Genomic DNA, 24,686 nt, shown 5'->3' with positions numbered 1-24,686 from the left:
TCAGGTAGCATGCAGGCTGTTCCGCTGGCTATCCATCGTATTTTTCAAGAATCATGATCAACACGTCTCTCTCATCGACCGAGTGTTTCGCATTGCTGGATGACAGCAGTGCGACGGCTGCGCAGTCGCAATCATCCCGGTTGTCGTGCCTGTCGCGTTTGTATACTGGCAACGTCCGCAGTCTGCATTGTTTTGAGGCGGATCAGCTGCCGGTGCTGATCGAACAAATGCAGCAAGCCTTGCGGGAAGGTTTGCACGCGGTGACCTTGTTTACTTACGAGCTGGGGATTGGTCTGCAGCATGTCCGGCCTCGGCAGCAAGTTGTGCAGGCGCTGCCTTTGGCGCAAATTCTGTTATTTTCCAACTGCGAACATTTGAACGATGCCGAGGTAGATGCGTGGCTGGCACAGCGCCAGGCAGCGGAATCAAACCAGGCTGAAGCCGGCGCCGGCATCGCGAACCTGCAGCCCAATGTCAGCGCTGAGCAATTTGCTGCCGCCATCGCCAAGATTCACGCCTACATCGAAGCCGGCGATACCTATCAGGTGAATTACACCTACCGCCTGCGTTTCGACGTCTACGGCAGTCCTGTCGCCCTGTATCGACAACTGAGGCTGCGCCAGCCGGTGCCGTACGGCAGCCTGATCCAGCTAGCCGACGGCGCTGCGGTTGTGTCGCTGTCGCCGGAACTGTTCGTACGGCATGCTGCAGGCGTGTTGACTGCGCGTCCGATGAAAGGAACCGCCGCCGCCAGCGGCAACGCAGAGCAGGATCGCCTGGCTGCCAAGGCGCTCGCCGCGGATCCCAAGAATCTGGCGGAAAACCTGATGATTGTCGATTTGCTGCGAAATGACCTGGGGCGCATCGCCGTCCCGGGTTCGGTGCGTGTACCGCAATTATTCGAGGTGACGCAGTTCAATACCGTGCTGCAAATGACTTCCACCGTGCAGGCGCAGGTGCGTGACGATGTCAGCCTCAGCGCGGTGATCCAGGCGCTGTATCCCTGCGGTTCGATTACTGGCGCGCCTAAACATCGCACCATGCAAATCATTGATGAACTGGAGCCCGATCCGCGCGGCCTGTACACCGGTGCGATAGGCTGGTTCGATGCGGAGCAGGCGGGCCATCGGTTTGGCGATTTCTGTTTGTCGGTACCGATCCGGACCTTGTGGCTGCAAGCGGCCGCGCGGGATGGCTTATATGGCGCCAGCATTCGCCGAGGTGAGATGGGCGTCGGCGCCGGTATCGTGCACGACAGCGTGGCAGCCGAGGAATATGACGAATGTGCATTGAAAGCAAAATTCCTGACCGGCATGGGCGGCGATTTTTCCTTGTTCGAAACCATTTACGCCACCCACGCGGACGGTTGCCGTCATCTGGATTTGCATTTGCAGCGTTTGCAGGCTTCCGCGGTCTATTTCGGTTTTCCCTATAACGACAAAATATTGCGTGCGGCGCTGCAGGCGCATTGCGCGAGTTTGCCGGCCACAGGCCCTCAGCGGCTGCGGCTGACCTTGTCTGCAGATGGCAATTGCAACCTGCAGAGTGCGGAGCTGGGAAGCCTTGAAACGCCTGTCAGTGTATTGATCGCACCGGTGCCGATGCAATCCGGCGACTTGTTTCTGCGGCATAAAACCAGTGTGCGGCAGCGCTATGATCAAGCCTGGCAACAAGCGCAACAGCTGGGCGCTTTCGATATGCTGTTTTTCAATCAGGAAGGCGAGTTGACGGAGGGCGGCCGCAGCAACGTTTTCCTCAAACTGGACGGGCGTTGGTATACGCCGCCGCTGACATCGGGATTGTTGCCGGGAGTGATGCGCGGCGTGGTGCTGAACGATCCGGCATGGAATGCCAGCGAACGCAGTTTGCGCATGGAGGATTTGCTGGCCGCCGAGCAGATCATGGTGTGCAACGCCTTACGCGGAACCATGCCGGCAAGGCTGTTGCAGCTAGCTTGAATTTTTAGTTAAAAGGCGATAATCACAACCGATCCGGCCACAATCAGCGAGCCGCCGATGGCTACCGGCCAGGTCAGCTGTTCGCCGGCAAACAGCAAGCCCAGCACGATGGCGAAGGCGACGCTGAGTTTGTCGATCGGAGCCACCTTCGAGATCGGGCCGATTTGCAGCGCATGGTAGTAGCACAGCCAGGACAAGCCGGTGGCGATTGCCGACAAGACCAGGAACAGCCAGTTGGTGGGACTGACCAGCGCCGGCTTTTGCCATTCGTCGCGCAAGGTGACGATGCCGGCGATCACGAACAGGATGACGACGGTGCGGATGAAGGTGGCAAAGTTGGAGTTCATGCCGGTCACGCCGAACTTGCCGAAGATCGCCGTCAAGCCGGCGAAAAATGCAGAGCCAAGGGCAAATAGCTGCCAGCTGGAGCCGAAGTTCATGTTTTCTCCCTGAGTGGATGGTGGGTAGGCGAAAAAGTTTGCCCACCCTGCAGTTATTTCGCAGCCGGCTTACTGTCTCCGGTGGCGTCACGATCATTTAGCATGGCGTTGTCAGGCAGTTCAGCCTGATTCCAGCCGCCGCCGAGCGCCTTGATCAACAGCACACTTGCAGCATAGCGCCGATTCTGGATATTCAACGCTGACAAATCCGCACTGAATGCGGTTGCCTGTGCCGTCACCACACTGGTGTAGTTGACGGTACCCGCCTTGTACTGATTCAAGATCAGCTCCAGCGCATGATGGGCAAACTGGACGGTTTCGCCCTGGACCACGGCTTCCTGCTCCAGGATGCGCAAGGTTGCCAGGTTATCTTCGACTTCCTGGAAGCTGGTCAGCACCGCTTGTTTGTACACCGCAACGCTGGCGTCGTAGGCGGCAATTGCCTGATCGCTTTGAGCGCGTCGTGCGCCGCCGTCAAACAGGGTGGCTGCCAAGGCCGGTCCGAGCGACCAGATGCGGTTGGGGACGGTCAGCCAGTTGGCGAAACTGTTGCTTTGAAAGCCGCCCGAAGCCGACAAGGTCAGGTTGGGGAAGTAAGCGGCCTTGGCCACGCCGATCTTGGCATTGGCCGCCGCTGCCAGCCGCTCTGCCGAGCTGACATCGGGGCGACGTTCCAGCAACGAAGAGGGCACGCCGATCGGAATATCCGGCAGCACTGCAACCAACGGCGCAGGTGTAATCGAAAAGGTGGACGCCGCTTGCCCGGTCAGCAGGGCGATCGCGTGTTCCAGCTGCGCACGCAGTACGCCATTGTCCAGCGCTTGCGCCTGGGCGCTTCTGAGCTGGGTCTGAGCCTGAATCACGTCAGACCGGGCAACCACGCCGACGGCGTACTGGTTTTGCGTCAGTTGCAGCGATTTTTGATAGGCAGCTACGGTGTCGTTGAGCAGGTTTTGCTGCTGGTCGAGTACCCGCAACTGCAGATAGTTTTGCGCCAGGGTGGATTGGGCGCTGAGCCTGGCCACTTGCAAGTCGGCGGCGCTGGCCTGGGCTGATGCCTGATTGGATTCCACCGTACGGCTTATGCGGCCCCACAGATCGGGTTCCCAGCTGGCGCTCAGGCCGAGCGAATCGCTGGTCGTTACCGAACCGCTGCTGGCACTGCTGCCACTGCTCAATGAGCTGCCGCTATTGCGTCCGCCTGAACGCGTGGATGAGACGTTAGCTGAAACTGTCGGGAAATAAGACGATCTTGCCGACTCTACCAATGCTTTAGCCTGCCGGTATTGCGCTTCGGCTTGCGCCAGATTCTGATTGGAGATGTTGACTTGTTCGACCAGTGCATTCAATTGCGGGTCCTGGTAGATTTCCCACCATTTTCCGTGTAGTTCCTGGTCTTGGGGGGTAGCGGTCTTCCAATCCTTCATCTCTTTGAAGGCGGCCGGTGCAACTGTGGCCGGCCGTACGTAATCCGGGCCGACAGCACAGGCGCTTAACAGCAGCGCCGTGGCCGTCGCCGCTAACAAGGTTTTATGCATGGGTGCTTGCGTATGTTTCATATTGAATCCGTTGAATCCGTTGAGTTCGCTGTGTCCGCTAAGTAAAGTTTTTCGCCGACAATGATTTTTGCGTCTTCACAAAGCTAAGGCTACATCCATCCGTCATGCTTCGCTTGGGTCAGGCAGCGGCCGACCGCCGCGCCGTTGCCATTTGTCCGAGCTCCACAGGCGGAAGCGATCCATGTACAGATAGACCACCGGTGTCGTGTACAGCGTCAGCAACTGGCTCACGATCAAGCCGCCGACGATCGCAATACCCAGCGGCCGGCGCAGCTCGGCGCCGTCGCCATGGCCCAACGCCAGCGGCACCGCCCCGAGCATCGCCGCCATGGTGGTCATCATGATCGGTCGGAAGCGCAGCTTGCACGCTTCAAAAATCGAGTCGCGTGGCGACAGGCCCTGGGTGCGTTCAGCCTCCAGGGCGAAATCGATCATCATGATGGCGTTTTTCTTGACGATACCGATCAGCAAGATCACCCCGATCAAGGCAATCAGGCTGAAATCGGTGCCTGTCGCCAGCAATGCCAGCAGGGCGCCGACGCCGGCCGAAGGCAGAGTTGAAAGGATGGTGATCGGATGGATATAGCTTTCGTACAAGATGCCCAGCACAATGTACACCGCCAGCAGCGCCGTCAAGATCAGCACCGGCTGGCTGCTCAAGGATGACTGGAATACATTGGCGGTGCCCTGGAAACTGCCGTGCACCTCGGTCGGCACGCCGAGCCGGGCCAGCGAATCGTTAATCGAAGCTGTCGCATCGGATAAGGAAACACCTGCCGGCAGGTTGAAAGAAATAGTGGAGGCAATGAACTGGCTTTGGTGATTGACCCCGAGCGAAGTATTGGTCGGCTGGAAGCTGGAAAATGCCGCCAGCGGCATCTGCTGTTCAGCCGTGGTCGAGAGCGTCAGCGCCAGCGAAGTATTGGAGGCCAGCTGACCGCCCGCGGTCAATGCCGGCGGTTTGCCGAGGGCCGAAGTGGTGGGCGACAGGTTGGCCGTGCTGGCGGGAATGCTGACGTAAGTGTTGTGCAGGATCTGCGGGCTCTGCAGGTATTGCGGGCCCGCTTCCATCACCACATGGTATTGATTCATGCCGCTGTAGATGGTTGATACCTGGCGCTGGCCAAACAAGTCGTTCAAGGTCGCGTCGATCAGCTGCGGCGTGACGCCGCTGCGTATCGCGGTTTCACGGTCGATGGTCAAGGTGGTTTGCAAGCCCTTGTCCTGCTGGTCGGTATTGACGTCGGTCAGTTCCGGCAAGACGCTGAATGCCTCGCGGATCTTCGGTTCCCAGGTACGCAGCAGGTTCAGGTCGTCGGATTGCAAGGTGTACTGGTACTGGGCATCGCTGGAGCGGCCGCCAACCCGGATATCCTGCACCGATTGCATGAACAGGTTGGCGCCGGGAACGTGGCTGAGCTTGCCGCGCAGGCGTGCAATCACCTGGTCTGCCGTGAGCTTGCGTTCCGACAGCGGCTTGAGGGTGATGAACATGTTGCCGCGATTACTCTGGCCGCCGCCGGTGAAGGCGATCACGCTCTGCACGTCGGGGTCCTTGCGGACGATATCCACAAACTCGTTCAGCTTGACCTTCATCGACTGGAATGAAATCGCCTGGTCGCCCTGGATGCCGCCGATTACCAGGCCGGTATCCTGCTGCGGGAAAAAGCCCTTGGGAATGGCGGTGTACAGATAGACGTTGAGCACGATGGTGCCGAGCAGGATCAGCATCATCAATGGCGAAAAGCGCAAGGCCCAGGCCAGCGAGCGTTCGTAGCCGCGCAGCATGGCATTGAAGGCGCGTTCGGTGGCAGTGAAGAAACGTCCTTGCTTGCGGTGCGGTTCGTGCTTGAGCAGGCGTGCGCACATCATCGGCGTGGTGGTCAGCGATACCATTAGCGATACCAGGATCGCTACCGACAAGGTGACGGCAAATTCGCGGAACAGGCGGCCGACGATGCCGCCCATTAACAGGATCGGGATGAACACGGCGATCAGGGAGATACTCATCGACATCACGGTAAAGCCGACTTCTTTCGCTCCTTGCAATGCGGCGGCAAACGGTTTCATGCCCTTTTCAATGTGCCGTGAAACGTTTTCCAGGACCACGATTGCATCGTCCACCACGAAGCCGGTGGCAATCGTCAGCGCCATCAGGGATAGATTGTCGAGGCTGTAGCCAAGCAAATGCATGACGCCGAAAGTACCGATCAGCGAGACCGGGACGGCGACTGCCGGGATCAGCGTGGCGCGGCCGTTGCGCAGGAACAGGAACACCACCATGATCACCAGCGCGATCGACATCAGCAGCGTATTCTCGGTTTCACGCAGAGAGGCGCGAATCGTCGGTGTGCGGTCGAGCGCGACATCGAGATTGATGGCGGCCGGGATCGAGGCCCGCAGCTGCGGCAGCAGCGCCCGCACTTCATCCACCGTTTCAATAATGTTGGCGCCAGGCTGGCGGTTCAGGATCACCAGTACCGACGGCTTGCCGTTGGCGGAACCGGCGTTGCGCACATTGGCAACCGAGTCGATGACGTTGGCGACATCGCTGACGCGCACCGCCGCGCCGTTGCGATAGGCGACGATCAGCGGCATGTACTCGGCGGCGGTCTTGGCCTGGTCGTTGGCGTAAATCTGCCAGTTTTTATCGCCGTCTTCCAGCACGCCTTTAGGGCGGTTGGCATTGGTGGCGGCGATTGCAGTGCGTACATCGGCCGAGCCGATGCCGTACTTGTTGAGCGCGGTCGGATTCAATTCAACCCTCACCGCCGGCTGCGAACTGCCGCCGACGCTGACCTGGCCGACACCGGCAACCTGCGACAGCTTTTGCGCCAGGATGGTATCGGCGGCGTCGTACATCTGGCCTTGCGTCATGCTGTCCGAGGTTAGCGCCAGGATCATGATCGGCGCATCGGCCGGATTCACCTTGCGATAACTCGGATTGCTGGGCAGGCCGGTCGGCAGCAGGTTGCGGGCTGCATTCAGCGCTGCCTGGACATCGCGTGCGGCGCCGTCAATGTCGCGGCTGAGGTCGAACTGCATGGTGATGCGGGTCGAGCTGAGCGAGCTCGACGAGGTCATTTCGGTAATCCCGGCGATCGATCCGAGCGCGCGTTCGAGCGGCGTCGCCACGGTGGCGGCCATTGTTTCCGGACTGGCGCCCGGCAATGAAGCCGAGATCGAGATGGTCGGGAAATCTACTTGCGGCAACGGTGACACCGGCAGCAGCCGGAACGCCACCATGCCGGCCAGGGCAATGCCGATGGTCAGTAGTGTGGTGGCAATCGGCCGTTCAATAAAGGGACGCGAGATATTCATGCTGTGACCTGTTCTACCTTACGGCTGCGGCTGCGGTGGCGGCGTAGGGAGAAGCGTCGCGCCATCGTGGTCGTCATCGCCGTGGCTGTCGCCCTTGCTGCCGAAACGTGCCTTCATGCGGCGCGCCAGGTTGTCGAACCCCAGGTAGATGACCGGCGTGGTGAACAAGGTCAATACTTGCGATACCAGCAAGCCGCCAACCATGGTAATCCCCAGTGGTTGCCGCAGTTCCGAACCGACGCCGCTACCCAGCATCAACGGCAATGCGCCTAGCAGAGCCGCCATGGTGGTCATCAGGATCGGACGGAAGCGCAGCAGGCACGCCTGGTAAATCGCGTCACGCGGCGTTTTACCCTCGTTGCGTTCGGCGTCGAGCGCAAAGTCGATCATCATGATGGCGTTTTTCTTGACGATACCGATCAGCAGGATAATCCCGATGATGCCGATAATCCCCAGGTCGCTGCCGGCAATCATCAGCGAGAGCAGGGCGCCGACCCCGGCCGACGGCAGCGTCGACAAGATCGTAATCGGATGGATGTAGCTTTCGTACAGAACGCCGAGCACGATATACATCGTGATGATCGCAGCCAGGATCAGCATCAGGGTGTTGCTCAGCGATGCCTGGAAGGCCAGCGCGGCACCTTGGAAACTGGTCTGGATACTGTCCGGCATGCCGATTTCCAGTTCTGCCGCCTGGATCGCCTTGACCGCCTCTCCGAGCGAAGCGCCGGGCGCCAGGTTGAATGAAATCGTGGTGGCCGGGAACTGGCCGATATGGTTGATCACCAGCGGCGAAGTGCGTTCCTCAACCGTAGCGATGCTCGACAGCGGCACCTGATTACCGTTGCCGGCAACCAGGAAAATACTGTTCAGCGCCGCTGGACCTTTCTGGAACTCCGGCTTGACCTCCATCACCACCCGATACTGGTTCGATTGGGTGTAGATGGTCGAGATCAGGCGCTGGCCGAAGGCGTTATACAGAGCATTGTCGATTGCCGCGGTGGTGATGCCGAGGCGCGAGGCCGCATCGCGGTCGATCGCGATGTAGGCTTGCAAACCGAGATCTTGCTGGTTACTGGCGATATCTGCCAGTTCAGGGACCTTGCGCAGGCGCTCGATCAGCTTCGGCACCCAGATGCTCAATTCAGCAGCGTTGGCATCTTCGAGTGCGAACTGATATTGGGTGCGGCTGACGCTGTCTTCAATCGTCAGGTCTTGTACCGGTTGCATGTACAGCGTGATGTTGCCGACCTGGCGATCCAGTTCCGGCTGCAGGCGGCGGATGACGTCGCTGGCACTGATGCGTTGGTTGTGCGGCTTCAGGTTGATCAGCATGCGCCCGGCATTCAGGGTGGCGTTGCTGCCATCGACGCCGATGAACGACGACAGGCTCTCGACCGCAGGATCTTTCAGCACCACTGCAGCCAGCGCTTGCTGGCGCTCAGCCATGGCGGAAAATGAAATCGACTGGCTAGCTTCTGAAATACCCTGGATGACGCCGGTGTCCTGCACCGGGAAAAAGCCCTTTGGAATGAATATGTACAGCACCGCCGTCAGCACCAGCGTGCCGATGGCCACTATCAAGGTCGAGACCTGGTGGCGCAGAACCCATTCCAGCGCCACGCCGTAACGGGCAATGATCCGGTCCAGGAATGCGCCGCTCTTGCGATAGAACCAGCCTTGCTTTTCTTCTGGAATATGGTGCAGCAGCTTGGCGCACATCATCGGCGTCAGGGTTAGCGAGATGACTGCTGAAATCAAGATGGCCACTGCCAGCGTGATGGCGAATTCGCGGAACAGGCGGCCGACCACATCGCCCATGAACAGCAGCGGAATCAGCACTGCAATCAGCGAAAATGTCAGCGAAATGATGGTGAAGCCGATTTGCTCCGCGCCTTTAAGGGCGGCCTGCAACGGCTTCATGCCTTCTTCGATATAGCGCGAAATATTTTCGATCATCACGATCGCATCGTCGACCACGAAGCCGGTTGCGATGGTGAGCGCCATCAACGTCAGGTTGTTCACCGAAAAGCCGGCCAGGTACATGACGCCGAAAGTGCCGATCAGCGACAGCGGCACCGCCACGCTCGGGATGATGGTTGCGGGTACGCTGCGCAAGAAGATGAAAATCACCATCACCACCAGCGCTATCGACAGTAGCAGTTCGAACTGCACGTCCGACACCGAGGCGCGGATGGTGGTGGTGCGGTCGGTCAGAATCTGGACGTCGATAGCACCGGGCAGGGTTTCCTGCAGTTTCGGCAGGATCTTCTTGATGCTGTCGACCACGCCGATCACGTTGGCGCCCGGTTGGCGCTGGATATTCAGGATCACCGCGGGCGAGGTGTTGGCCCAGGCCGCCAGGCGGACGTTTTCTGCATCGTCAATCACGTCGGCGATATCGGAGACGCGGATCGGCGCGCCGCTCTTGTAAGCGATGATCAGGTTGCGGTATTCGTCAGCCGAGCGCAACTGGTCGTTGGCATCGATGGTCGAGGCGCGCGCCGGGCCGTCGAAGCTGCCTTTGGCCTGGTTGACGTTGGCATTGCCGATAGCGGTGCGGATGTCGTCCAGATTCAATCCCAGCGCTGCGACTGCGCGCGGATTCAGTTGCAACCGGACGGCCGGCCGCTGACCGCCGGACAAGCTGACCAGGCCTACCCCCGGCACTTGCGAAATCTTTTGCGCCAGGCGGGTGTCGATCAGGTCTTGCACCTTGGGCAACGACAGCGTTTTCGATGTAATCGCCAACGACATGATCGGCGTATCGGCCGGGTTGACCTTGTTGTAGATTGGTGGTGTCGGCAGATCGGACGGCAACAGGTTGCTGCCGGCATTGATCGCCGCCTGGACTTCCTGCTCGGCGATATCGAGGCTCAGGTCCAGGCTGAATTGCAAGGTGATGACCGAGGCGCCGCCGGAACTGGTCGAAGACATCTGGTTTAGGCCCGGCATCTGGCCGAACTGGCGCTCCAGCGGGGCGGTGACCGATGACGTCATGACATCCGGGCTGGCGCCAGGGTAGAGCGTCACGACCTGGATGGTCGGATAGTCGACTTCCGGCAACGCCGAAAGCGGTAATTGCTTGTAGGCGACGACGCCGGCCAGGAAAATGGCCAGCATCAACAGGGATGTGGCAACCGGCCGGAGAATAAACTGGCGTGAGGGATTCATGCGTTCTTCAGAGTCGTTTACTGACTGTTGCGGTTGGTGGCAGCGGCGGGCACGGGTGCGGTAGCCGGTGCGGTTTGTGTCGCAGGCGCGGTGGCGGCAGAAGCAGGAGCAGAAGCGGCAGGCACGGCACCGCCATTGGCGTCTTGCTGGTGGCGATGGCCGCCCTTATGGGCGCCGGCGGCTGCGTTGCCGGTGGCGGCGCCAGCCGTTGCTGCTGCAGCCGGGCCACCACGGGCCACCGGTTCGACTTTCGCGCCTTCCTTCAATTTGTCGAGGCCATCGATGACGACTGTTTCGCCTACGGCAATACCTTTTTCTATTGCGGTCGATTCACCTTCCACCGGACCTGCCGTTATCTGACGGATGGTGACGGTATGGTCGGCCTTCACCACATAGACGAAGTTACCTTGGGCGCCGCGCTGGATTGCCGCATTTGGAATCACCGTCGCGTCGCGCCGGGTATCGAGCAGCATGCGGATATTGACGAACTGGCTCGGAAACAGGGCGTAATTGGTGTTCGGAAATTCTGCCTTCAGCTTCACCGTGCCGGTGGTGCTGTCTACCTGATTGTCGATGGTCAGCAGAGCGCCGCTATCGAGTTTGTTCTTTTGGTCGCGATCCCAGACATCGGTCGCCAGCTTTTTGCCGGCCTGAATCTGTTTCATGACGCTCGGGATATTATCTTCGGGGATGCTGAACACACTGGTGATAGGTTGCAACTGGGTGATGATGACGATGCCGTTGGTATCGCTGCTTTGCACCACGTTGCCCAGATCGACCTGGCGCAAACCGAGCCGGCCGCTGATCGGCGCAGTGATGCGCGAGTAAGTGAGTTGCAGGCGGGCGCTGTCGAGCGCGCCTTGATCGGATTTGACGGTACCTTCGTATTGCTTGACCAGGGCCGCCTGGGTATCGACCTGCTGGCTGGCGATGGAATCTTGCGCCAGCAAGGTGCGATAGCGCTGTAAATCGATTTGTGCAGCCTTCAGCAGGGCAGTGTCTTTAATGAACTGGCCTTCAGCTTGCGTCACCGCCACCTGGTAAGGACGTGGATCCAGTTCGGCCAGCAACGCGCCGGCCTTGACTATCTGTCCTTCCTGGAAATGCAATTTGATCAACTCCCCGTTGACCCGGCTTTTGACGATGGCGGTGGCTTCAGGAGTGACGCTGCCGAGGCCTGAGATAAAGATCCTGATATCGCCGGTTTTGGCGACCGCTACGCCGACCGGCAATGGGCCGCCGGCGCCTGCAAATGCGCCGCGCTTGCCGCCTTTTCCACCTTTGCCGCCGCCATTGGCGGCTTGTCCCGACGGTTGCCCCGATGCTGCTGCAGCCGGATCGGCAGCGTTATGGCTGCGCCCCCAGATCAGGTAGGCCGCCAACGCCAGAACAATAACTGCAACCAGCCACAGCCAGCCGCGCTGGAATCCGCCCTGGTATTGGTTAGGACGAGCAGGACGGGGCTGGCTAGATTGGTCGATTCGAGGAGTCGGTGTAGTAGTCATCGCAGGCAGGAGGTCAGTCAGAATGTGGTCAGGTGCAATGCATGAACTTGCCGGAAACTTGCATTCGGCAAATTGTTGAAAAATAATCACATGAGTTTAGCGAGTAAATTTTACCGCCGCGTGTATTTATTAGAAATTGTTTCAAATTAACGAAAGAGCTTGTGAGGCAGTGTAGTCGCTAGCCAGATGGACGGCAATTGAGGCTGATCCGGGGGTGTAGCCGTGGAAGCCATGTCCGGCAAACGGCCAAATCGCCGAACTGCGCGTTGGTTTGAGGTTCAACCTGGCGCAGTTCGGCGATTTGGCCGTTTGCCGGACGCTGGCTCCGGCCCATGCGGGTGCCGGGCCGGGTTCAATTATGGACGACCGTCGGGGCCGCCATGATGAAAACCGCGATGACCGAAGCGGTGGTGCTCCATTTTTTTGAAGTGTTCGTCAAAGACCTTCTGCTGTACCGGTGTCAGCACAGCGTAGAATTCCTTGACGGCGGCAGTACGTTCGGCCAGACGTGTCTCGGCCCGTTTCAGGAATTCCATCTGGTGGTCCATGCGCTCAGGGGCGGTTTGCTTGGCCCATTCTTCCTTGCCAGGGCGTTGTTGCGGCGCACCAGCCGGTTTGATTTTACCCAGGAAGGTCTGCCATGCAGTTTCTTGCGCCGGTGTGATTTTCAGATCGTCGTGCCATTTGGCCTGGCGTTTTGCCATTTTCTCGGCGAATTTAGCCTTTTGCTCAGCTGTAGGGGCCTGGTGGCCGGGGGTGCCGTCGGCTTGCGCATAGGCAGTCATACCCATTGCAGCGAAGCTCAGTGCGGTCACGCCAATCAGCAATTGTTTGCGAAGCTTGAACATAGTGAAATCCTTCCATGAATGTAAGTGCAATCCGCACAGTTCGCATTGAAACGCGCTGGTGTATCGGTGGTTTTTCATGAAACAACGGCTTTGTATCGCCGTGTATGTCATCAAGTTTGCTTTGTATCTTAAAGTGTCTACATAGCTGGCAGATATGCCAATATACAAATTACTATCGTCTTTATCGCTGCGACTTGCCATAATCCTGAAAACCGCAGGCATCGCTGCTTCCAACTATCAGGGATCGATTGCATTGAATACGTTGTCATTCATCACTACTATTTTCTATTTCCGATTGGCCGCGCTTCCGGTCTCACCGCAATTGACTACCAAAAGGTCCTAGGATAATCACGCATATGGAAACTGCTGCTCATATATTGGTGGTCGATGACGACCACGAAATCCGGACTTTGCTGGCCGAATACCTGGATGCCAACGGTTTCCGCACCTTGATGGCGACCAACGGCAGCGACATGCGCAAAGTGCTGTCCGAAGCGCGGGTGGACCTGGTGGTGCTGGATCTCACCTTGCCGGGGGAAGACGGATTGACCTTGTGCCGCAACCTGCGTGCCGATTCGAATATCCCTGTGATCATGCTGACCGCACGCGGCGAGCCGCTGGACCGCATCCTGGGACTTGAGATGGGCGCCGACGATTATTTGTCGAAGCCGTTCGAACCGCGTGAATTGTTTGCCCGCATCCGCAGTGTCTTGCGCCGTACCCAGGCGCTGCCGCCGAACATGGTTTCACCGGAAGCCCAGCAGATCCAGTTCGGGCGCTGGACACTCGATCTGATCGCGCGCCACCTGGTCAACAGCGATGGTCTGGTGGTGGCTTTGTCGGGCGCCGAATATCGTATTCTCAAGGTGTTCCTGGATCACCCGAACCGGGTCTTGAACCGTGATCAATTGCTGGAGTTGACGCAGGGCCGGGAATCCGATCCGTTCGATCGCTCGGTGGATATCCAGATTAGCCGCCTGCGCCAAAAACTTGGCGATGACGCCCGTACCCCGGTGATCATCAAGACCGTGCGTAACGAAGGTTACGTGCTGGCTACTGCGGTGACGGTGGAGTCGTGATGCGTATGCCGGGTCGGGCAGCGGCAACCGTGCGCTAAAGCTTGAAAAAAGGAATTCTGTCTGTGAGAAATTTTCTTGGCTCGGTTGCGAACCGGGTATTCCTGATTCTGCTGGCGGGGATCCTGGTGGCGGCCGCCACTACCAGCTGGCTGGCCGACAATGAACGACGCAAGGCTTTCAAGGAGTTTTACGAGTTTCGCATTGCCGAGCGGGTCGAACAGATCGTTTTTTCGCTAGACAATGTCGGCCCTGACATGCGTTCCGTGGTGTTGCAGACCAGTGATAATTTTGGCATGGAAGCCAGCATGGTCAAAAATACCGAAAGTGCAATCAATGATAATCCTTCACTGACCGCGCTCCTGAAGGCCCGACTGGGCGGTGATCGCAGCGTGCTGGTGGATAAGCAAAGCAATTGCAAATTGCACACGCGCAGAGGTCTTGAATTTCGCAAGGTCGAAGAATGCCAGGTGGTCTACGTCAGCCTGAAAGACGGCGCGCTGCTGAAGCTGAAGCTGCGCATGATGCGTGGACCTGGAGGGCCGGCTGGTCGGCCGCCCGGCATACCGTACCTGTCACCTTATTTCGCATTGTTCCTGTTGTTGATCGGTGGCCTGGCTTTTTTTGTGGCCAAAATGACGGCGCGGCCGATCAAGCATCTGGCGGTTGCCGCCGGTGAATTGGGGCGCGATATCGACCGGCCGCCGCTGGATGAAACCGGGCCGACGGAAGTGCGCCTGGCTGCTACCGCATTCAACGCCATGCAGGCGCGGATCAAGCGGCAGATTCAGCACCGTACCCATATGTTGGCGGCGATTACCCATGATTTGCAAACACCGTTGACCCGATTGCGCCTGCGTTTGGAAAAAGTGGGTGAAGATGATTTGCGTCGCAAGTTGCTGGAGGATCTTGCTGTCATGCAGGGCATGGTGCGTGAGGGTTTGGATTTGGCGCGTAGCATGGATTCGGCGGAGGTGATGCAGAAGCTGGATATCGATTCCTTGCTGGATAGCGTTTGCGCTGATGCGGTCGATGCCCGACAGGACGTTACGCTGGAGGGGCGTACGCGCGCTTCGATCATGGCGCAGCCGAATACGTTGCGGCGTTGCCTGACAAATCTGGTCGATAATGCGACCAAATACGGCCGTTATGCGCGTCTGCAGGTGGCGCGTGAGGGGGCTGATATCGTGATCACTATTCGCGATGGCGGAACGGGTATTCCTGCGGAGTTCCTGGAGGCGGTGTTTGATCCGTTTTTCAGGTTGGAGACTTCGCGTTCGCGGGATACGGGGGGGACTGGGTTGGGGCTGACGATTGCGCGTAATATCGCCGAGAATCATCGGGCTACGTTGCAGTTGCGTAATCATCCGGAGGGTGGGCTGGAGGTTACTTTGCGGGTGCCGGCTTTGAATGGGATTTGAGGGTAGCTGATTGGGTTGCTGCTCCGTGGGTACGTGCGCCGGGGGTAGCCCGGCAGCTAGTCACTTTTTCTTGCTTCGCCAAGAAAAAGTAACCAAAAAGAAGGCGACCGCAAAGCCACTGCCTTCCCTTCGGTCAGGTCCCCAAATGTGTCGCGTGTCAGTCGGGTGGAAAGACCAACTCGCTGCGCTCAAACATGTCTTCCCACAATTCCCGACTGACACGCGCCACATTTGGCAGCGTCCCCATGCGGACTTCAAAGTCAAAAGCCGCGTCAAAAACAACCCCACGCAGTACACCCCGTCGCATTCGATCGGCGTCACACCCACATCCACATAAAAAAACGCCCTCCAAATGCACAAAGACATGCATAAAGCATGTCTTTGTACTGGTAGTGATCAACCGCGATCAATAAGGCACATAGTCCGGCGGTGGCCCATAGCTATTCCCCCGTTGCGGCGGATAATAATCGGGCGGCGCCGAGTACTGCGGAGGCGGTGCATACTGACGGCGATTATTCGCATAGCCACCCGAAACCGGTACCTGGTTACCCTTGGCGTACATGCATTGGGTATACACATTGTTGTACTGACGCTGCATGCCATAACTGCTGCGAGAAGCCGAGTCGCCTGCTACCGAACTGCCGGCCAGCAAACCGACGCCGCCGCCAATCGCCGCACCGGCGCCGGCACGGCCGGTTGCTGCACCGATCAAGGCGCCGGCCGCTGCGCCGATCACGGTGCCTGCTGCTGCCGTACCTACTGCATTGTCAGCTGCCGCTTGCGGTGCATACGGTCCTACTCTGTCTTGCGCTGCGCGCTGGCAGACCGCTTCATCGTTGCGGAACTGTTCATAGCTCTTGCCGGCGCCCGGCAGTGCCATTACGTTCGGGCCGGACGGCGCAGTTACGCAGCCGGTCAGCAAAACGGCCATCGAGGCCGCGATTACCTTGGTAGTTCCATTTATCATCACACACCGCCTTATTATCTAGGTTGAGCTTCGTCCGGCGTTACCTTCATCCAGCCTTTGGGACAGCGTGGAATCTGCGGGTAATAACCAGCCGGACTAGGACAGTAATACGCATAGTCCGGGGCTTTTTCTATATAGGTTTGCGGTTCAGGCGCTACATAGACCGGCGGCGGGGCGTAATAAACCGGTGGCGGATAGTAATAGGGGCCTGGACCCCAATATAACGGTCCGCCTATGGTTACGCCAAAACGCGGGCCGTAAAAGCCGCCATGGCCGTAATAACCGTAGGCAAAACTGGCCGAGCTGGTGACCATCAGGCCCGCAGCAGCAAGTACCAATAGAGCAATTTTTTTCATGATATGTCCTACGCATTTATCAGTTATCTAATAGTAATCCGGAGCGCGGCAACCGCCAAAAGGAGTTACTTCTGGTTGCAAATGTTGGCGTCAAGATCAATCATTTTAACTCTTTGATACAAACCGACAAATGCGGGTGCATTAATGTAGAGAATTGTTGCAGGTGAGCAGTAGCAGTAGCAGTAGCAGTAGCAGTAGCAGTTGCCGTCCTGCTGCCTACTTTATAATCTGCCTTAATCTGCTGATACGCAGTATGAACAGAATAGAGATAAAGAGACAGGTGACAGAAATGAAGCAGCCTTCAGCAGAACAACAATCTTCGCTCCAGGGTGTCAAGGTGATTGAACTCGGCACCTTGATTGCGGGGCCATATGCCGCCAGCCTGCTGGGCCAGTTCGGCGCCGAGGTGATCAAGATAGAAGCGCCGGGTGACGGCGATCCGCTGCGCAAATGGCGCAAGCTGCATAACGGCACATCACTGTGGTGGTATTCGCAGAGCCGAAACAAGAAATCGGTAACGCTGAACCTGAAATCGGAACAAGGGCAACAGATCGTGCGCGACCTGGTCAAGGATGCCGATATCGTGATCGAGAATTTTCGTCCCGGTACGCTGGAAGGATGGGGCCTGGGCTGGGAGGATTTGTCGAAGATTAATCCGAAGCTGATCATGGTGCGGGTATCCGGCTATGGCCAGGATGGCCCTTACCATGCGCGGCCGGGTTTTGCTGCGATTGCCGAATCGATGGGCGGTTTGCGTAACCTGGCCGGTTATCCAGACCGGCCGCCGGTGCGGGTTGGCGTCAGCATCGGTGACACGCTGGCTTCGCTGTATGGCGTAATCGGTGCGCTGCTTGCCATGCACCATCTGAACGCGAATGGCGGCAAAGGGCAGTTCATCGATATCGCTTTGTACGAAGCCGTGTTCGGCGTGATGGAAAGCCTGATTCCGGAATATGCCGAGTTCGGTTTCGTACGCGAGCGTACCGGCGCCAGCTTTCCCGGCATTTCGCCTTCGAGCACCTATCCATGCCTGAGCGACGCGCGTGGCGAGCACTATGTCATCATCGCCGGCAACGGCGACAGCATCTTCAAACGCCTGATGCATGCCATCGGCCGCAGCGACCTGGCGGAAGATCCGCGCCTGGCGCGCAACGACGGCAGGGCGCAGAATAACGACATGCTCGATGCAGCAATTACGGAATGGACCTCGCAACACGACCTGGAACATGTGCTGCAAGTGCTGGAGCAGGCTGAAGTGCCGAGCAGCAAAGTCTATACCGCAGCGGATATCCACCAGGATCCGCATTTCCGCGCGCGTGACATGATCCAGCAGCATGTTTTACCGGACGGTCAGCCGATAGACTTGCCGGGTATCGTACCCAAGCTGTCTGCTACCCCGGGCCAGACCAACTGGGTGGGCCCGGAGCTGGGCCAGCATACTGCAGAGGTGCTGGCGGCCATCGGCAGAAGTGCGGAGCAAATCGCGGAGTTGCGGCAGCAAGGAGTGATCTGAATCTAAAGCCGGGAGCCGGGCAAAGTGCTGAGCATTGCGCCTGCGATATCAGGCGGACATCAAGTAGGAAGGCGAATAATGACCTTTAAGCCATAAGGAGCATCGCTGCGGGCATGTTGTAGTTCGATCTTGCCATGCAGCCTTGCCACGATCGACTTGACGATCGACAGGCCCAGGCCGGAACCATCCTGGTCGCTGCCCGGCACGCGATAAAAAGGATCGAAAACCCGCTCACGTTCTGCTTCCCGGATACCGGGTCCGCTATCTTCCACCTCGATGCTGACCAGGCCAGGCTGCGCGTGCAGACGTATTTCCACGTTGCCGCCTGGCGGCGTATAGCGGATTGCATTGTCGATCAGGTTACGTATCAAGGCGACGATATCGACTTCCTGCGCCGCCAGCGTAACTTCAGTATCGGCTTCAACTCCGATATCGATCTGGTTGGCTTGCGCCAGCGGCAAGCTATCCTCGACCACGCGCCGTAACGCTGCTTGCAAGGACACTTGGGTGACCTGGCTAGGCTGAGGGGCGCCGGTATTTTGCGAGCGGGCCAGCGTCAGCAATTGTTCCAGCAGCGCTTTGCTGCGATTCAAGCCTTGCCGCAACGGTAGCAGGCGCGCTTTCGACGTTGGCGAAAGATCGGTTGCGGCGAGATTTTCCGCTTGCAGCGACAAGGCTGTCAGCGGCGAACGCAACTCATGCGCGGCATCGGCAAGAAAGCGCCGCTGTGCATCCATGTTGTCGGCAACCCGTCGCAACAGGCGATTGATCGAGCCGATCAAGGGCCGGATTTCATCCGCCACATGCTGCTCGTCGAGTGGACGTATATCCTGATCGTCGCGCCGGTCGACTTCTTGCGACAGCCTTGCAATCGGGCGCAGCATGCCGCGCACCATGATACTGACCAACGCAATCAATATCGGGATCAGCACCACGAATGGCATCACGGTTCTCAAGCCGCTGTCGCGGGCAATCTCGTCGCGCACCTCGGTCTGCTGGCCCACGGCCAGCCGCTGGCCGGATGCGGCCGGCTTGACAAACAGGCGCCACGGTACATGGCCAACCTTGACTGTCTGGATGCCGTCGGGCAGGTCGGCGGGCAGGCGCAGCGAGGTATCGTCGTCGCCGGCGTATTGTGCCGGCGCCAGAATCTGGACGATGACTTTCGATTCGTCGTCCTTCATTTTTCCTGTTGCGCGACGATCCGGTGTTGCCGGCGGCAAGTCGCGGCTAAGCACCAGCGCCGCAACCTGGCGCAACTGATCGTCTTGCAGGTCGTTGGCCTCATGAAAAGCCGAAAAAAAAGAGTACACACCCGCCGGCACCGCCATGGCGAGAATCACCAGGGAGAGCCATAGCGACAGCCGGAATTGCAATGAATGGCTTAGTCTTGTTTTGAAACCATCCATCCCAACCCCCTGACATTCTTGATCGACGCCGCACCCAGTTTTTTACGGATCGAATGAATCAGGAATTCCACCGCATTGCTCTCGACCTCTTCGTTCCAGCCATAGATGCGGTCTTCCAGTTCCTGGCGTGACAGAATCGCCCCGGGCCTCAGCAACAACGCGTGGAGCAAGGAGAACTCGCGCGCCGACAAGCGGGTCGCGACACCGTCCGCGGTAACTTCGCGGGTGCTGGGATCGAGAAACAAGGAACCGTTGCTCATCACCGGATTGGCGTTGCCGGCTTTGCGCCGCACCACGGCGCGCATGCGCGCCAGCAATTCGCCCATCTCGAACGGCTTGATCACGTAATCGTCTGCACCCAGGTCGAGGCCGCCGATACGGTCTTCGACTGCATCCCGGGCCGTTACGATCAGCACCGGCAAGCTGTTGCTTTGCTGCCGTAGCTGGCGCAGCACGGCAAATCCGTCCTGCTGCGGCAAGCCCAGATCAAGCAACATGACGTCGTAGCTTTCGCTGGCTGCAGCGCTCAAGGCTGCCGTGCCGTCGTGGACCCAGTCGACAGCATGGCTGGCGTCGCGCAACGCTATCTGGACTGCATCGCCGATCATGCGATCGTCTTCTACCAGCAATACCCTCATTCCCGTTCCTCTCGATGGCTCAAAGCGCGTCTCTGGCTGATTTTACCTTGCAGTTGGCTTATTTCAACATCCAGCCGCGACGGATCAGCGGCGCGAACAAACGGCCATGGATGAAGGAAACGGATTTGAACAGCGGTCCGATAAACCACTTTGCACAGCCAAAGCAGAGCACGGCGCTAAGCGCTGCAACCATTGCCGCGCCCAGCATGTCGAGCGGAAAATGGACGCCCAGGTAAATCCGGGCCCATGCCATCGGCAGGCCGAGCAAGCTCAAGATCGCGCCAGTCTTGCGCAATTGCGGATGTAGCAGAAAGCTGAAAGCCACCGACCATTGCAGAGTCAGGTGATCGCTGGGAAACGACGAATCGGGAGCGTGCGCAAGAAAATTGGTGCCGAGGTCGATCATGAACGGGCGTGGATGTTGCCAAAAAACACCAAATAACATGCTGATCGACAAACCGACGATGCCGCAAGCGACCGCTTCCAGCATCAGCTTGCGGGTTTGTTCGCCGCCGCGAAACCAGCCTAGCAGCAGGCCGCCCGGGATCAGGAAAATGAGCCATTCCGCGAATAGCATGGCGCTATTCAGTAACAATGAGGAGGGATGCGTGCTGGCATTGATCAGCAGAAACAGCGATTGATTGAATTCTTCCATGGTGCCCTTTGACAATATCTTGCTATGAAAAAGCCCCGTATCGGGGCTGGTAGCTTATGACTATTGCAGAGCAGGATAGTTGCTCAAACTTAGCTGTTACTGAGGTAGTGGAATAGTGCTGTAGGGCATGTGTCAGGCATGGCGACCGGCAAAAAAAGCCGGCGCTGACGAAAGTCATGCCGGCTTTGCCCGATGCCTGGATTCAAAAAATCCATCTGCAAAAGGGTGATCAACGCATAAATTTACAGATCAGAATTTAGTGATCATGCCCAGTGCAAATTCAGTCTGGTTCTGGAAGCCATGCGCTGAAGCCACGCGATAGCCGTCGGTGAGCTTCATGTAGTCTGCTGCCACATACAGCTCGGTGCGCTTGGATAAATGATAGCGGGTCGAGCCATAGATAGTGGATTTCTTGCCGCTTCCTGTGGCGGTCGAGCCGCTAGCGTCAGCGTACGCGTTCAGGGTGCCGGTCCCGGCCGCATTGTAAGCAGCGTTGTCGGCTTTCATTACTTGATAACCGAGTTCATAGTCGAACGAACCTTGCGGCGTGAACTTGGCCGATACGGTATACGCGTTGTCCTTACGCTTGCCGAGTGCACCTTGTTCTGCGGTGTAATGGAAATAGCCGGCGTTTAAACGCACCAGATCGAAAATGTAGCTGCCGCCCAGCGAGTAAGACTTGTGCTTTTCGAGGCTGCTGTCGATGCCGTTACCAACATCGGCCTGGTTGATAAAGCCGGAAACGATGAAGTTGGAGCCGTTGTAGCCGAGCGCTGCAGATTTAGTGGTGTTGTGCGCGAATTGACCGGCAACGTTACCAAATTGATAGCCAAGGCCGGCCACCACGCCGTTACTGAATACTTTCTTCCAGGTCACGCCATTGTCGTAGCGTGTGCCGGTAGCGCTGCCCGAGTAGAAAATCAGTTGCTTGAAGTTGTTGTTGTTGGTGTAGCCGCCTTCTTCCAGGCCGAGCTTGGAACCGTATGCGTCGCCGTAGACCTGGGAGAAATCGCGTGCCAGGGTATTTTGGCGGCCCAGTACGATCTGGCCGAAAGTAGTGTCTTGCAAGCCGACCCATGCGTCGCGGTTGAACAACACGCCAGGTGTATCCATTTCACCGGTGCCGACCACGAATTCAGCTTCCAGTTTGAAAATCGCCTTGAGTCCGCCACCGAGGTCTTCATTACCACGGAAGCCGATCCGATTGCCGCTGAACCAGGCCACCGGGATGCCGGTCAGGCGGTCGCCGGCCTTGTCTGCATGATTGACGGTGCTGATGGTGGCATCGATCAGGCCATAGATAGTGACATTGGTTTGTGCCGATGCCGTATTGATACAGCCCATGGTCCCCAGAACAGCCAGCGCTAATAGCGTTTTTTTCATTGTCGTCTCCAGATATTTTGTAGTTGGAATTACCAATCTCGCAGATCAGTGGCCCAACTATAAAATTCGCAAGCTTACTAACTGCTTTCAGCACGCCAAATGGCTGGCCGCCAACTGTGGGATTTGCGCCACAGCAAGCTCAAATAAATGTGGATTTTGAAAGCTTTCAGTAAGCTTTTCTGGAAAATGCCCGAATCTGCCTATGGCAGACGGGCCGGGTTTGCCAGGTCGGCGAGGGGCATCGGGATGTCTGGACTTTTCACGGCGGGGAAGCTGATCGTAACGATTAGTCCACTACCTGCCGGCGGGCTGGATAACGTAATCTCAGCGTGGCTGGCGAGCGCAATCTCGCGCACGATGGCAAGTCCCAGGCCGCTGCCATCCGAGCGCTCTTCGTGCAGGCGATAGAAACGTTCGAATACCCGCTCTCGTTCTTCACAGGGAATGCCAGGGCCGTTGTCTTCGACGCGCAGTACGGCGGCATCTTCGGTTGCGGCGACAGCGACAGTTACCCTGCCGCCGGCCGGGGTATAGCGCAGCGCGTTATCGACCAGGTTAGCGACCAGCTCTTCCAGCATGAATGGCGAAGCCCGAACCATGATCGGAACCCCGGCAAACTCAAGGCCCAGATCGATATTCTTGGTCTGGGCCAGGGTCGCCAGTTTTTCCAATACCCGCTGCGCCACTTCTGGCAGGTTGACGTCGGTTTGGCGCAACGGATGACCGACGCGGGTTTCGGCATTGGACAGCGTCAGCAACTGGTTGACTAGCCGGATCCCGTGCTGCACGCCGTTGTTGATGGCGCGCAGTGCTGCATCCTTGGTTTTTACGTCGCTGCTGCGCAGGCCGTAGTCGACCTGTGTGTTGAGCAGCGTCAGCGGCGTGCGCAACTGATGCGACGCATTAGCGATGAAACGCCCATGGGCTGACATATGATCGTCCAGCCGTTGCACATAGTCGTTGATAGCATGCACCAGCGGCGCCAGTTCGATTGGCACCGGCGCCGTATCGAGTTCTTCCAGAGTGCCTGGCTTGCGGCGCCGCACGCGGTCTCGCAGGCGCATCATCGGCGCCAGGCCATGGCGTAATCCAAGCAACAGCAGAAAGACAACCAACGCCAGGATGGCTAGTTGCTGCAGCACGGTGTGTTCCCACATGCGGTCTGACAACGCCTTGTAGGAATGCTGCGTCTGCGCCACTTCGATCAGGACCGACTCCTGTCCGGGAACGCCAAACATCGGCTGCGAAAAGGCGACAATGCGCACCGGATCGTCGCGGAAGCTGGCGTTGAAATAGACGGCTTCCTCGTTACGCGGTATGTGCAGCGGATTGGGTAAGTCGATCTGGCCGGCCAGCAGCCTGCCGTTGGCCGCCACCACGCGGTAGTACACCCGGTCATGCGAATCCGATTGAAACAGCTCGAGCGCGGCGGGGGGAATCACCACTTGCAATACGTCGTCCTCATAGCGTATCTGTTCAGCGATGATGCGCGCCGAGCCGAGCAGCATCCGGTCGTGAACCACGGTGGCCATCTCGATTGCGTTGGTGTAGGTAACCCAGATGTTGAAGCCGACGAACAGTATCAGCGGTACCAGCAGCCACAGCAGCAGCTGCGTGCGCAGGCTGCGAATCTTCATGGGGCTTCTTGGTGGTGCTTGAGCAGATAACCGAGCCCGCGCAAAGTGATGATGGCAGCGTCGCCATGTTCCAGTTTCTTGCGGATCCGATGGATATAGACTTCAATCGCATCCTGCGACACGTCTTCGGCCATCGCGTACAGGCTCTCCGCCAGCGCTTGCTTGCTGACGGTCTTCCCCATTTTCATGATCAGCGTTTCCAGCACCGCATGCTCGCGGCGGGTCAGGGTTAGCGCCACACCGTTTATCGAAAAGATCAGGCTGTTGCTGTCGTAACTTAGCGAGCCGCACTGCAGGATCGGGTTGCGTTGCTGGTTGGAACGGCGTAGCAGGGCGCGGATACGCGCTTCCAGTTCGTTGACGTCGAACGGTTTTGCCATGTAGTCGTCGGCGCCGTTATTGAGGCCGATGATGCGGCCCTCGACCGAATTGTTGGCTGTCAGGATCAGGACCGGTACGTTGTTGTGACGGGCGCGCAGCCGCTTCAATACTTCGCTGCCATCCAGTTTTGGCAGGGACATGTCAAGGATCACCAACTCGTATTGTTGAGTTAGCAATAAATGGTCGGCGTCGGCGCCGTTATAGACACAATCGACCGTGTATTTATTGCGATGTAAGGTAAGCGCCAGCCATTCGGATAGTGGCCTGTTGTCTTCTACCAGCAAAATTCGCATATTTTTTTCCGTCTCGGGGATTCGCCATGACAACTCTTGGCGATGAGGCGGATTATGAAAGGCGAGCCCGGACTTGGCTACCAAAAAATCGAGACACCGGAAAATTTTCAATTGCCGGGCCAAAATCGCACATGCTAGTATTGGTCCATCCA

General features: G+C 58.1%; 18 protein-coding genes. 4 read left to right on the top strand and 14 right to left on the bottom strand.

Annotated elements, in window-relative coordinates; genetic code table 11:
• Window positions 1-53: 53 nt before the first annotated feature.
• A complete protein-coding gene (gene pabB, locus BM205_RS06075) occupies window positions 54-1,958 on the top strand; it encodes an aminodeoxychorismate synthase component I (RefSeq protein ID WP_092413535.1) in 1,905 nt (634 codons plus the stop codon).
• Window positions 1,959-1,966: 8 nt separating this feature from the next.
• Here the strand turns inward: pabB and BM205_RS06070 are convergent, their stop codons facing one another.
• The 6 genes from BM205_RS06070 to BM205_RS06045 form a co-directional block, all read right to left on the bottom strand.
• Complete coding sequence (locus BM205_RS06070) at window positions 1,967-2,398, bottom strand: EamA family transporter (RefSeq protein WP_092413533.1); 432 nt, start codon at window positions 2,396-2,398, stop codon at window positions 1,967-1,969.
• A gap of 53 nt (window positions 2,399-2,451) precedes the next feature.
• A complete protein-coding gene (locus BM205_RS06065) occupies window positions 2,452-3,957 on the bottom strand; it encodes an efflux transporter outer membrane subunit (protein ID WP_139227219.1) in 1,506 nt (501 codons plus the stop codon).
• Window positions 3,958-4,059: 102 nt separating this feature from the next.
• A complete protein-coding gene (locus BM205_RS06060) occupies window positions 4,060-7,278 on the bottom strand; it encodes an efflux RND transporter permease subunit (protein WP_092413529.1) in 3,219 nt (1,072 codons plus the stop codon).
• A gap of 18 nt (window positions 7,279-7,296) precedes the next feature.
• The gene (locus BM205_RS06055) at window positions 7,297-10,452 is read right to left on the bottom strand and encodes an MdtB/MuxB family multidrug efflux RND transporter permease subunit (protein WP_092413527.1); all 3,156 of its coding nucleotides are present in this window, start codon (window positions 10,450-10,452) and stop codon (window positions 7,297-7,299) included.
• 17 nt (window positions 10,453-10,469) lie between these two features.
• Entirely contained in the window at window positions 10,470-11,957 is a 1,488-nt protein-coding gene (locus tag BM205_RS06050) for an MdtA/MuxA family multidrug efflux RND transporter periplasmic adaptor subunit (RefSeq protein WP_092413792.1), read from the bottom strand.
• 356 nt (window positions 11,958-12,313) lie between these two features.
• Complete coding sequence (locus tag BM205_RS06045; RefSeq protein ID WP_092413525.1) at window positions 12,314-12,805, bottom strand: Spy/CpxP family protein refolding chaperone; 492 nt, start codon at window positions 12,803-12,805, stop codon at window positions 12,314-12,316.
• 356 nt (window positions 12,806-13,161) lie between these two features.
• Here BM205_RS06045 and BM205_RS06040 point away from each other — a divergent pair, with 356 nt between their 5' ends.
• On the top strand, window positions 13,162-13,884 hold the full coding sequence (locus BM205_RS06040) for a response regulator (RefSeq protein WP_175511182.1): 723 nt from the start codon (window positions 13,162-13,164) through the stop codon (window positions 13,882-13,884).
• Between the two features lie 62 nt (window positions 13,885-13,946).
• The gene (locus BM205_RS06035) at window positions 13,947-15,302 is read left to right on the top strand and encodes an ATP-binding protein (RefSeq protein ID WP_092413521.1); all 1,356 of its coding nucleotides are present in this window, start codon (window positions 13,947-13,949) and stop codon (window positions 15,300-15,302) included.
• 406 nt (window positions 15,303-15,708) lie between these two features.
• Here the strand turns inward: BM205_RS06035 and BM205_RS06030 are convergent, their stop codons facing one another.
• The gene (locus tag BM205_RS06030; protein ID WP_170851100.1) at window positions 15,709-16,269 is read right to left on the bottom strand and encodes a glycine zipper family protein; all 561 of its coding nucleotides are present in this window, start codon (window positions 16,267-16,269) and stop codon (window positions 15,709-15,711) included.
• A 14-nt stretch (window positions 16,270-16,283) separates the two neighbouring features.
• Window positions 16,284-16,625 carry a hypothetical protein gene (locus BM205_RS06025; protein ID WP_092413517.1) on the bottom strand — a complete coding sequence of 114 codons (342 nt, stop codon included), beginning with the start codon at window positions 16,623-16,625 and terminating at the stop codon, window positions 16,284-16,286.
• A 289-nt stretch (window positions 16,626-16,914) separates the two neighbouring features.
• Here BM205_RS06025 and BM205_RS06020 point away from each other — a divergent pair, with 289 nt between their 5' ends.
• Entirely contained in the window at window positions 16,915-18,138 is a 1,224-nt protein-coding gene (locus tag BM205_RS06020) for a CaiB/BaiF CoA transferase family protein (protein WP_092413516.1), read from the top strand.
• 59 nt (window positions 18,139-18,197) lie between these two features.
• On the opposite strand, the gene BM205_RS06015 is transcribed toward BM205_RS06020, so the two are convergent.
• From BM205_RS06015 to BM205_RS05990, 6 genes are all read right to left on the bottom strand, one after another.
• Window positions 18,198-19,547: an ATP-binding protein gene (locus tag BM205_RS06015; protein WP_092413514.1), complete on the bottom strand. Its 1,350-nt coding sequence runs from the start codon at window positions 19,545-19,547 to the stop codon at window positions 18,198-18,200.
• Complete coding sequence (locus BM205_RS06010; RefSeq protein WP_092413512.1) at window positions 19,523-20,185, bottom strand: response regulator; 663 nt, start codon at window positions 20,183-20,185, stop codon at window positions 19,523-19,525. Before BM205_RS06010 ends, BM205_RS06015 begins: the two co-directional genes overlap by 25 nt.
• Before the next feature lie 58 nt (window positions 20,186-20,243).
• Complete coding sequence (locus BM205_RS06005; RefSeq protein WP_175511181.1) at window positions 20,244-20,840, bottom strand: undecaprenyl-diphosphatase; 597 nt, start codon at window positions 20,838-20,840, stop codon at window positions 20,244-20,246.
• Window positions 20,841-21,089: 249 nt separating this feature from the next.
• Entirely contained in the window at window positions 21,090-22,223 is a 1,134-nt protein-coding gene (locus BM205_RS06000) for a porin (protein WP_092413508.1), read from the bottom strand.
• 200 nt (window positions 22,224-22,423) lie between these two features.
• Window positions 22,424-23,860: a sensor histidine kinase gene (locus BM205_RS05995; RefSeq protein WP_092413506.1), complete on the bottom strand. Its 1,437-nt coding sequence runs from the start codon at window positions 23,858-23,860 to the stop codon at window positions 22,424-22,426.
• Window positions 23,857-24,534: a response regulator gene (locus tag BM205_RS05990; RefSeq protein ID WP_092413504.1), complete on the bottom strand. Its 678-nt coding sequence runs from the start codon at window positions 24,532-24,534 to the stop codon at window positions 23,857-23,859. Before BM205_RS05990 ends, BM205_RS05995 begins: the two co-directional genes overlap by 4 nt.
• Between the last annotated feature and the right edge of the window lie 152 nt (window positions 24,535-24,686).

The organism is Collimonas sp. OK307, from assembly GCF_900113705.1.
In the GTDB taxonomy this organism is placed as follows: domain Bacteria; phylum Pseudomonadota; class Gammaproteobacteria; order Burkholderiales; family Burkholderiaceae_D; genus Collimonas.
Note: the sequence above shows the minus strand (reverse complement) of the source record. Positions and strands in the feature narration are given on the sequence as shown.

Bases quoted from the DNA above. Each gene is read 5' to 3' on its own strand.
- pabB (WP_092413535.1), top strand. From the start codon at position 54: ATGATCAACACGTCTCTCTCATCGACCGAGTGTTTCGCATTGCTGGAT.
- BM205_RS06070 (WP_092413533.1), bottom strand. From the start codon at position 2,398: ATGAACTTCGGCTCCAGCTGGCAGCTATTTGCCCTTGGCTCTGCATTT.
- BM205_RS06065 (WP_139227219.1), bottom strand. From the start codon at position 3,957: ATGAAACATACGCAAGCACCCATGCATAAAACCTTGTTAGCGGCGACG.
- BM205_RS06060 (WP_092413529.1), bottom strand. From the start codon at position 7,278: ATGAATATCTCGCGTCCCTTTATTGAACGGCCGATTGCCACCACACTA.
- BM205_RS06055 (WP_092413527.1), bottom strand. From the start codon at position 10,452: ATGAATCCCTCACGCCAGTTTATTCTCCGGCCGGTTGCCACATCCCTG.
- BM205_RS06050 (WP_092413792.1), bottom strand. From the start codon at position 11,957: ATGACTACTACACCGACTCCTCGAATCGACCAATCTAGCCAGCCCCGT.
- BM205_RS06045 (WP_092413525.1), bottom strand. From the start codon at position 12,805: ATGTTCAAGCTTCGCAAACAATTGCTGATTGGCGTGACCGCACTGAGC.
- BM205_RS06040 (WP_175511182.1), top strand. From the start codon at position 13,162: ATGGAAACTGCTGCTCATATATTGGTGGTCGATGACGACCACGAAATC.
- BM205_RS06030 (WP_170851100.1), bottom strand. From the start codon at position 16,269: ATGATAAATGGAACTACCAAGGTAATCGCGGCCTCGATGGCCGTTTTG.
- BM205_RS06025 (WP_092413517.1), bottom strand. From the start codon at position 16,625: ATGAAAAAAATTGCTCTATTGGTACTTGCTGCTGCGGGCCTGATGGTC.
- BM205_RS06020 (WP_092413516.1), top strand. From the start codon at position 16,915: ATGAAGCAGCCTTCAGCAGAACAACAATCTTCGCTCCAGGGTGTCAAG.
- BM205_RS06015 (WP_092413514.1), bottom strand. From the start codon at position 19,547: ATGGATGGTTTCAAAACAAGACTAAGCCATTCATTGCAATTCCGGCTG.
- BM205_RS06010 (WP_092413512.1), bottom strand. From the start codon at position 20,185: ATGAGGGTATTGCTGGTAGAAGACGATCGCATGATCGGCGATGCAGTC.
- BM205_RS06005 (WP_175511181.1), bottom strand. From the start codon at position 20,840: ATGGAAGAATTCAATCAATCGCTGTTTCTGCTGATCAATGCCAGCACG.
- BM205_RS06000 (WP_092413508.1), bottom strand. From the start codon at position 22,223: ATGAAAAAAACGCTATTAGCGCTGGCTGTTCTGGGGACCATGGGCTGT.
- BM205_RS05995 (WP_092413506.1), bottom strand. From the start codon at position 23,860: ATGAAGATTCGCAGCCTGCGCACGCAGCTGCTGCTGTGGCTGCTGGTA.
- BM205_RS05990 (WP_092413504.1), bottom strand. From the start codon at position 24,534: ATGCGAATTTTGCTGGTAGAAGACAACAGGCCACTATCCGAATGGCTG.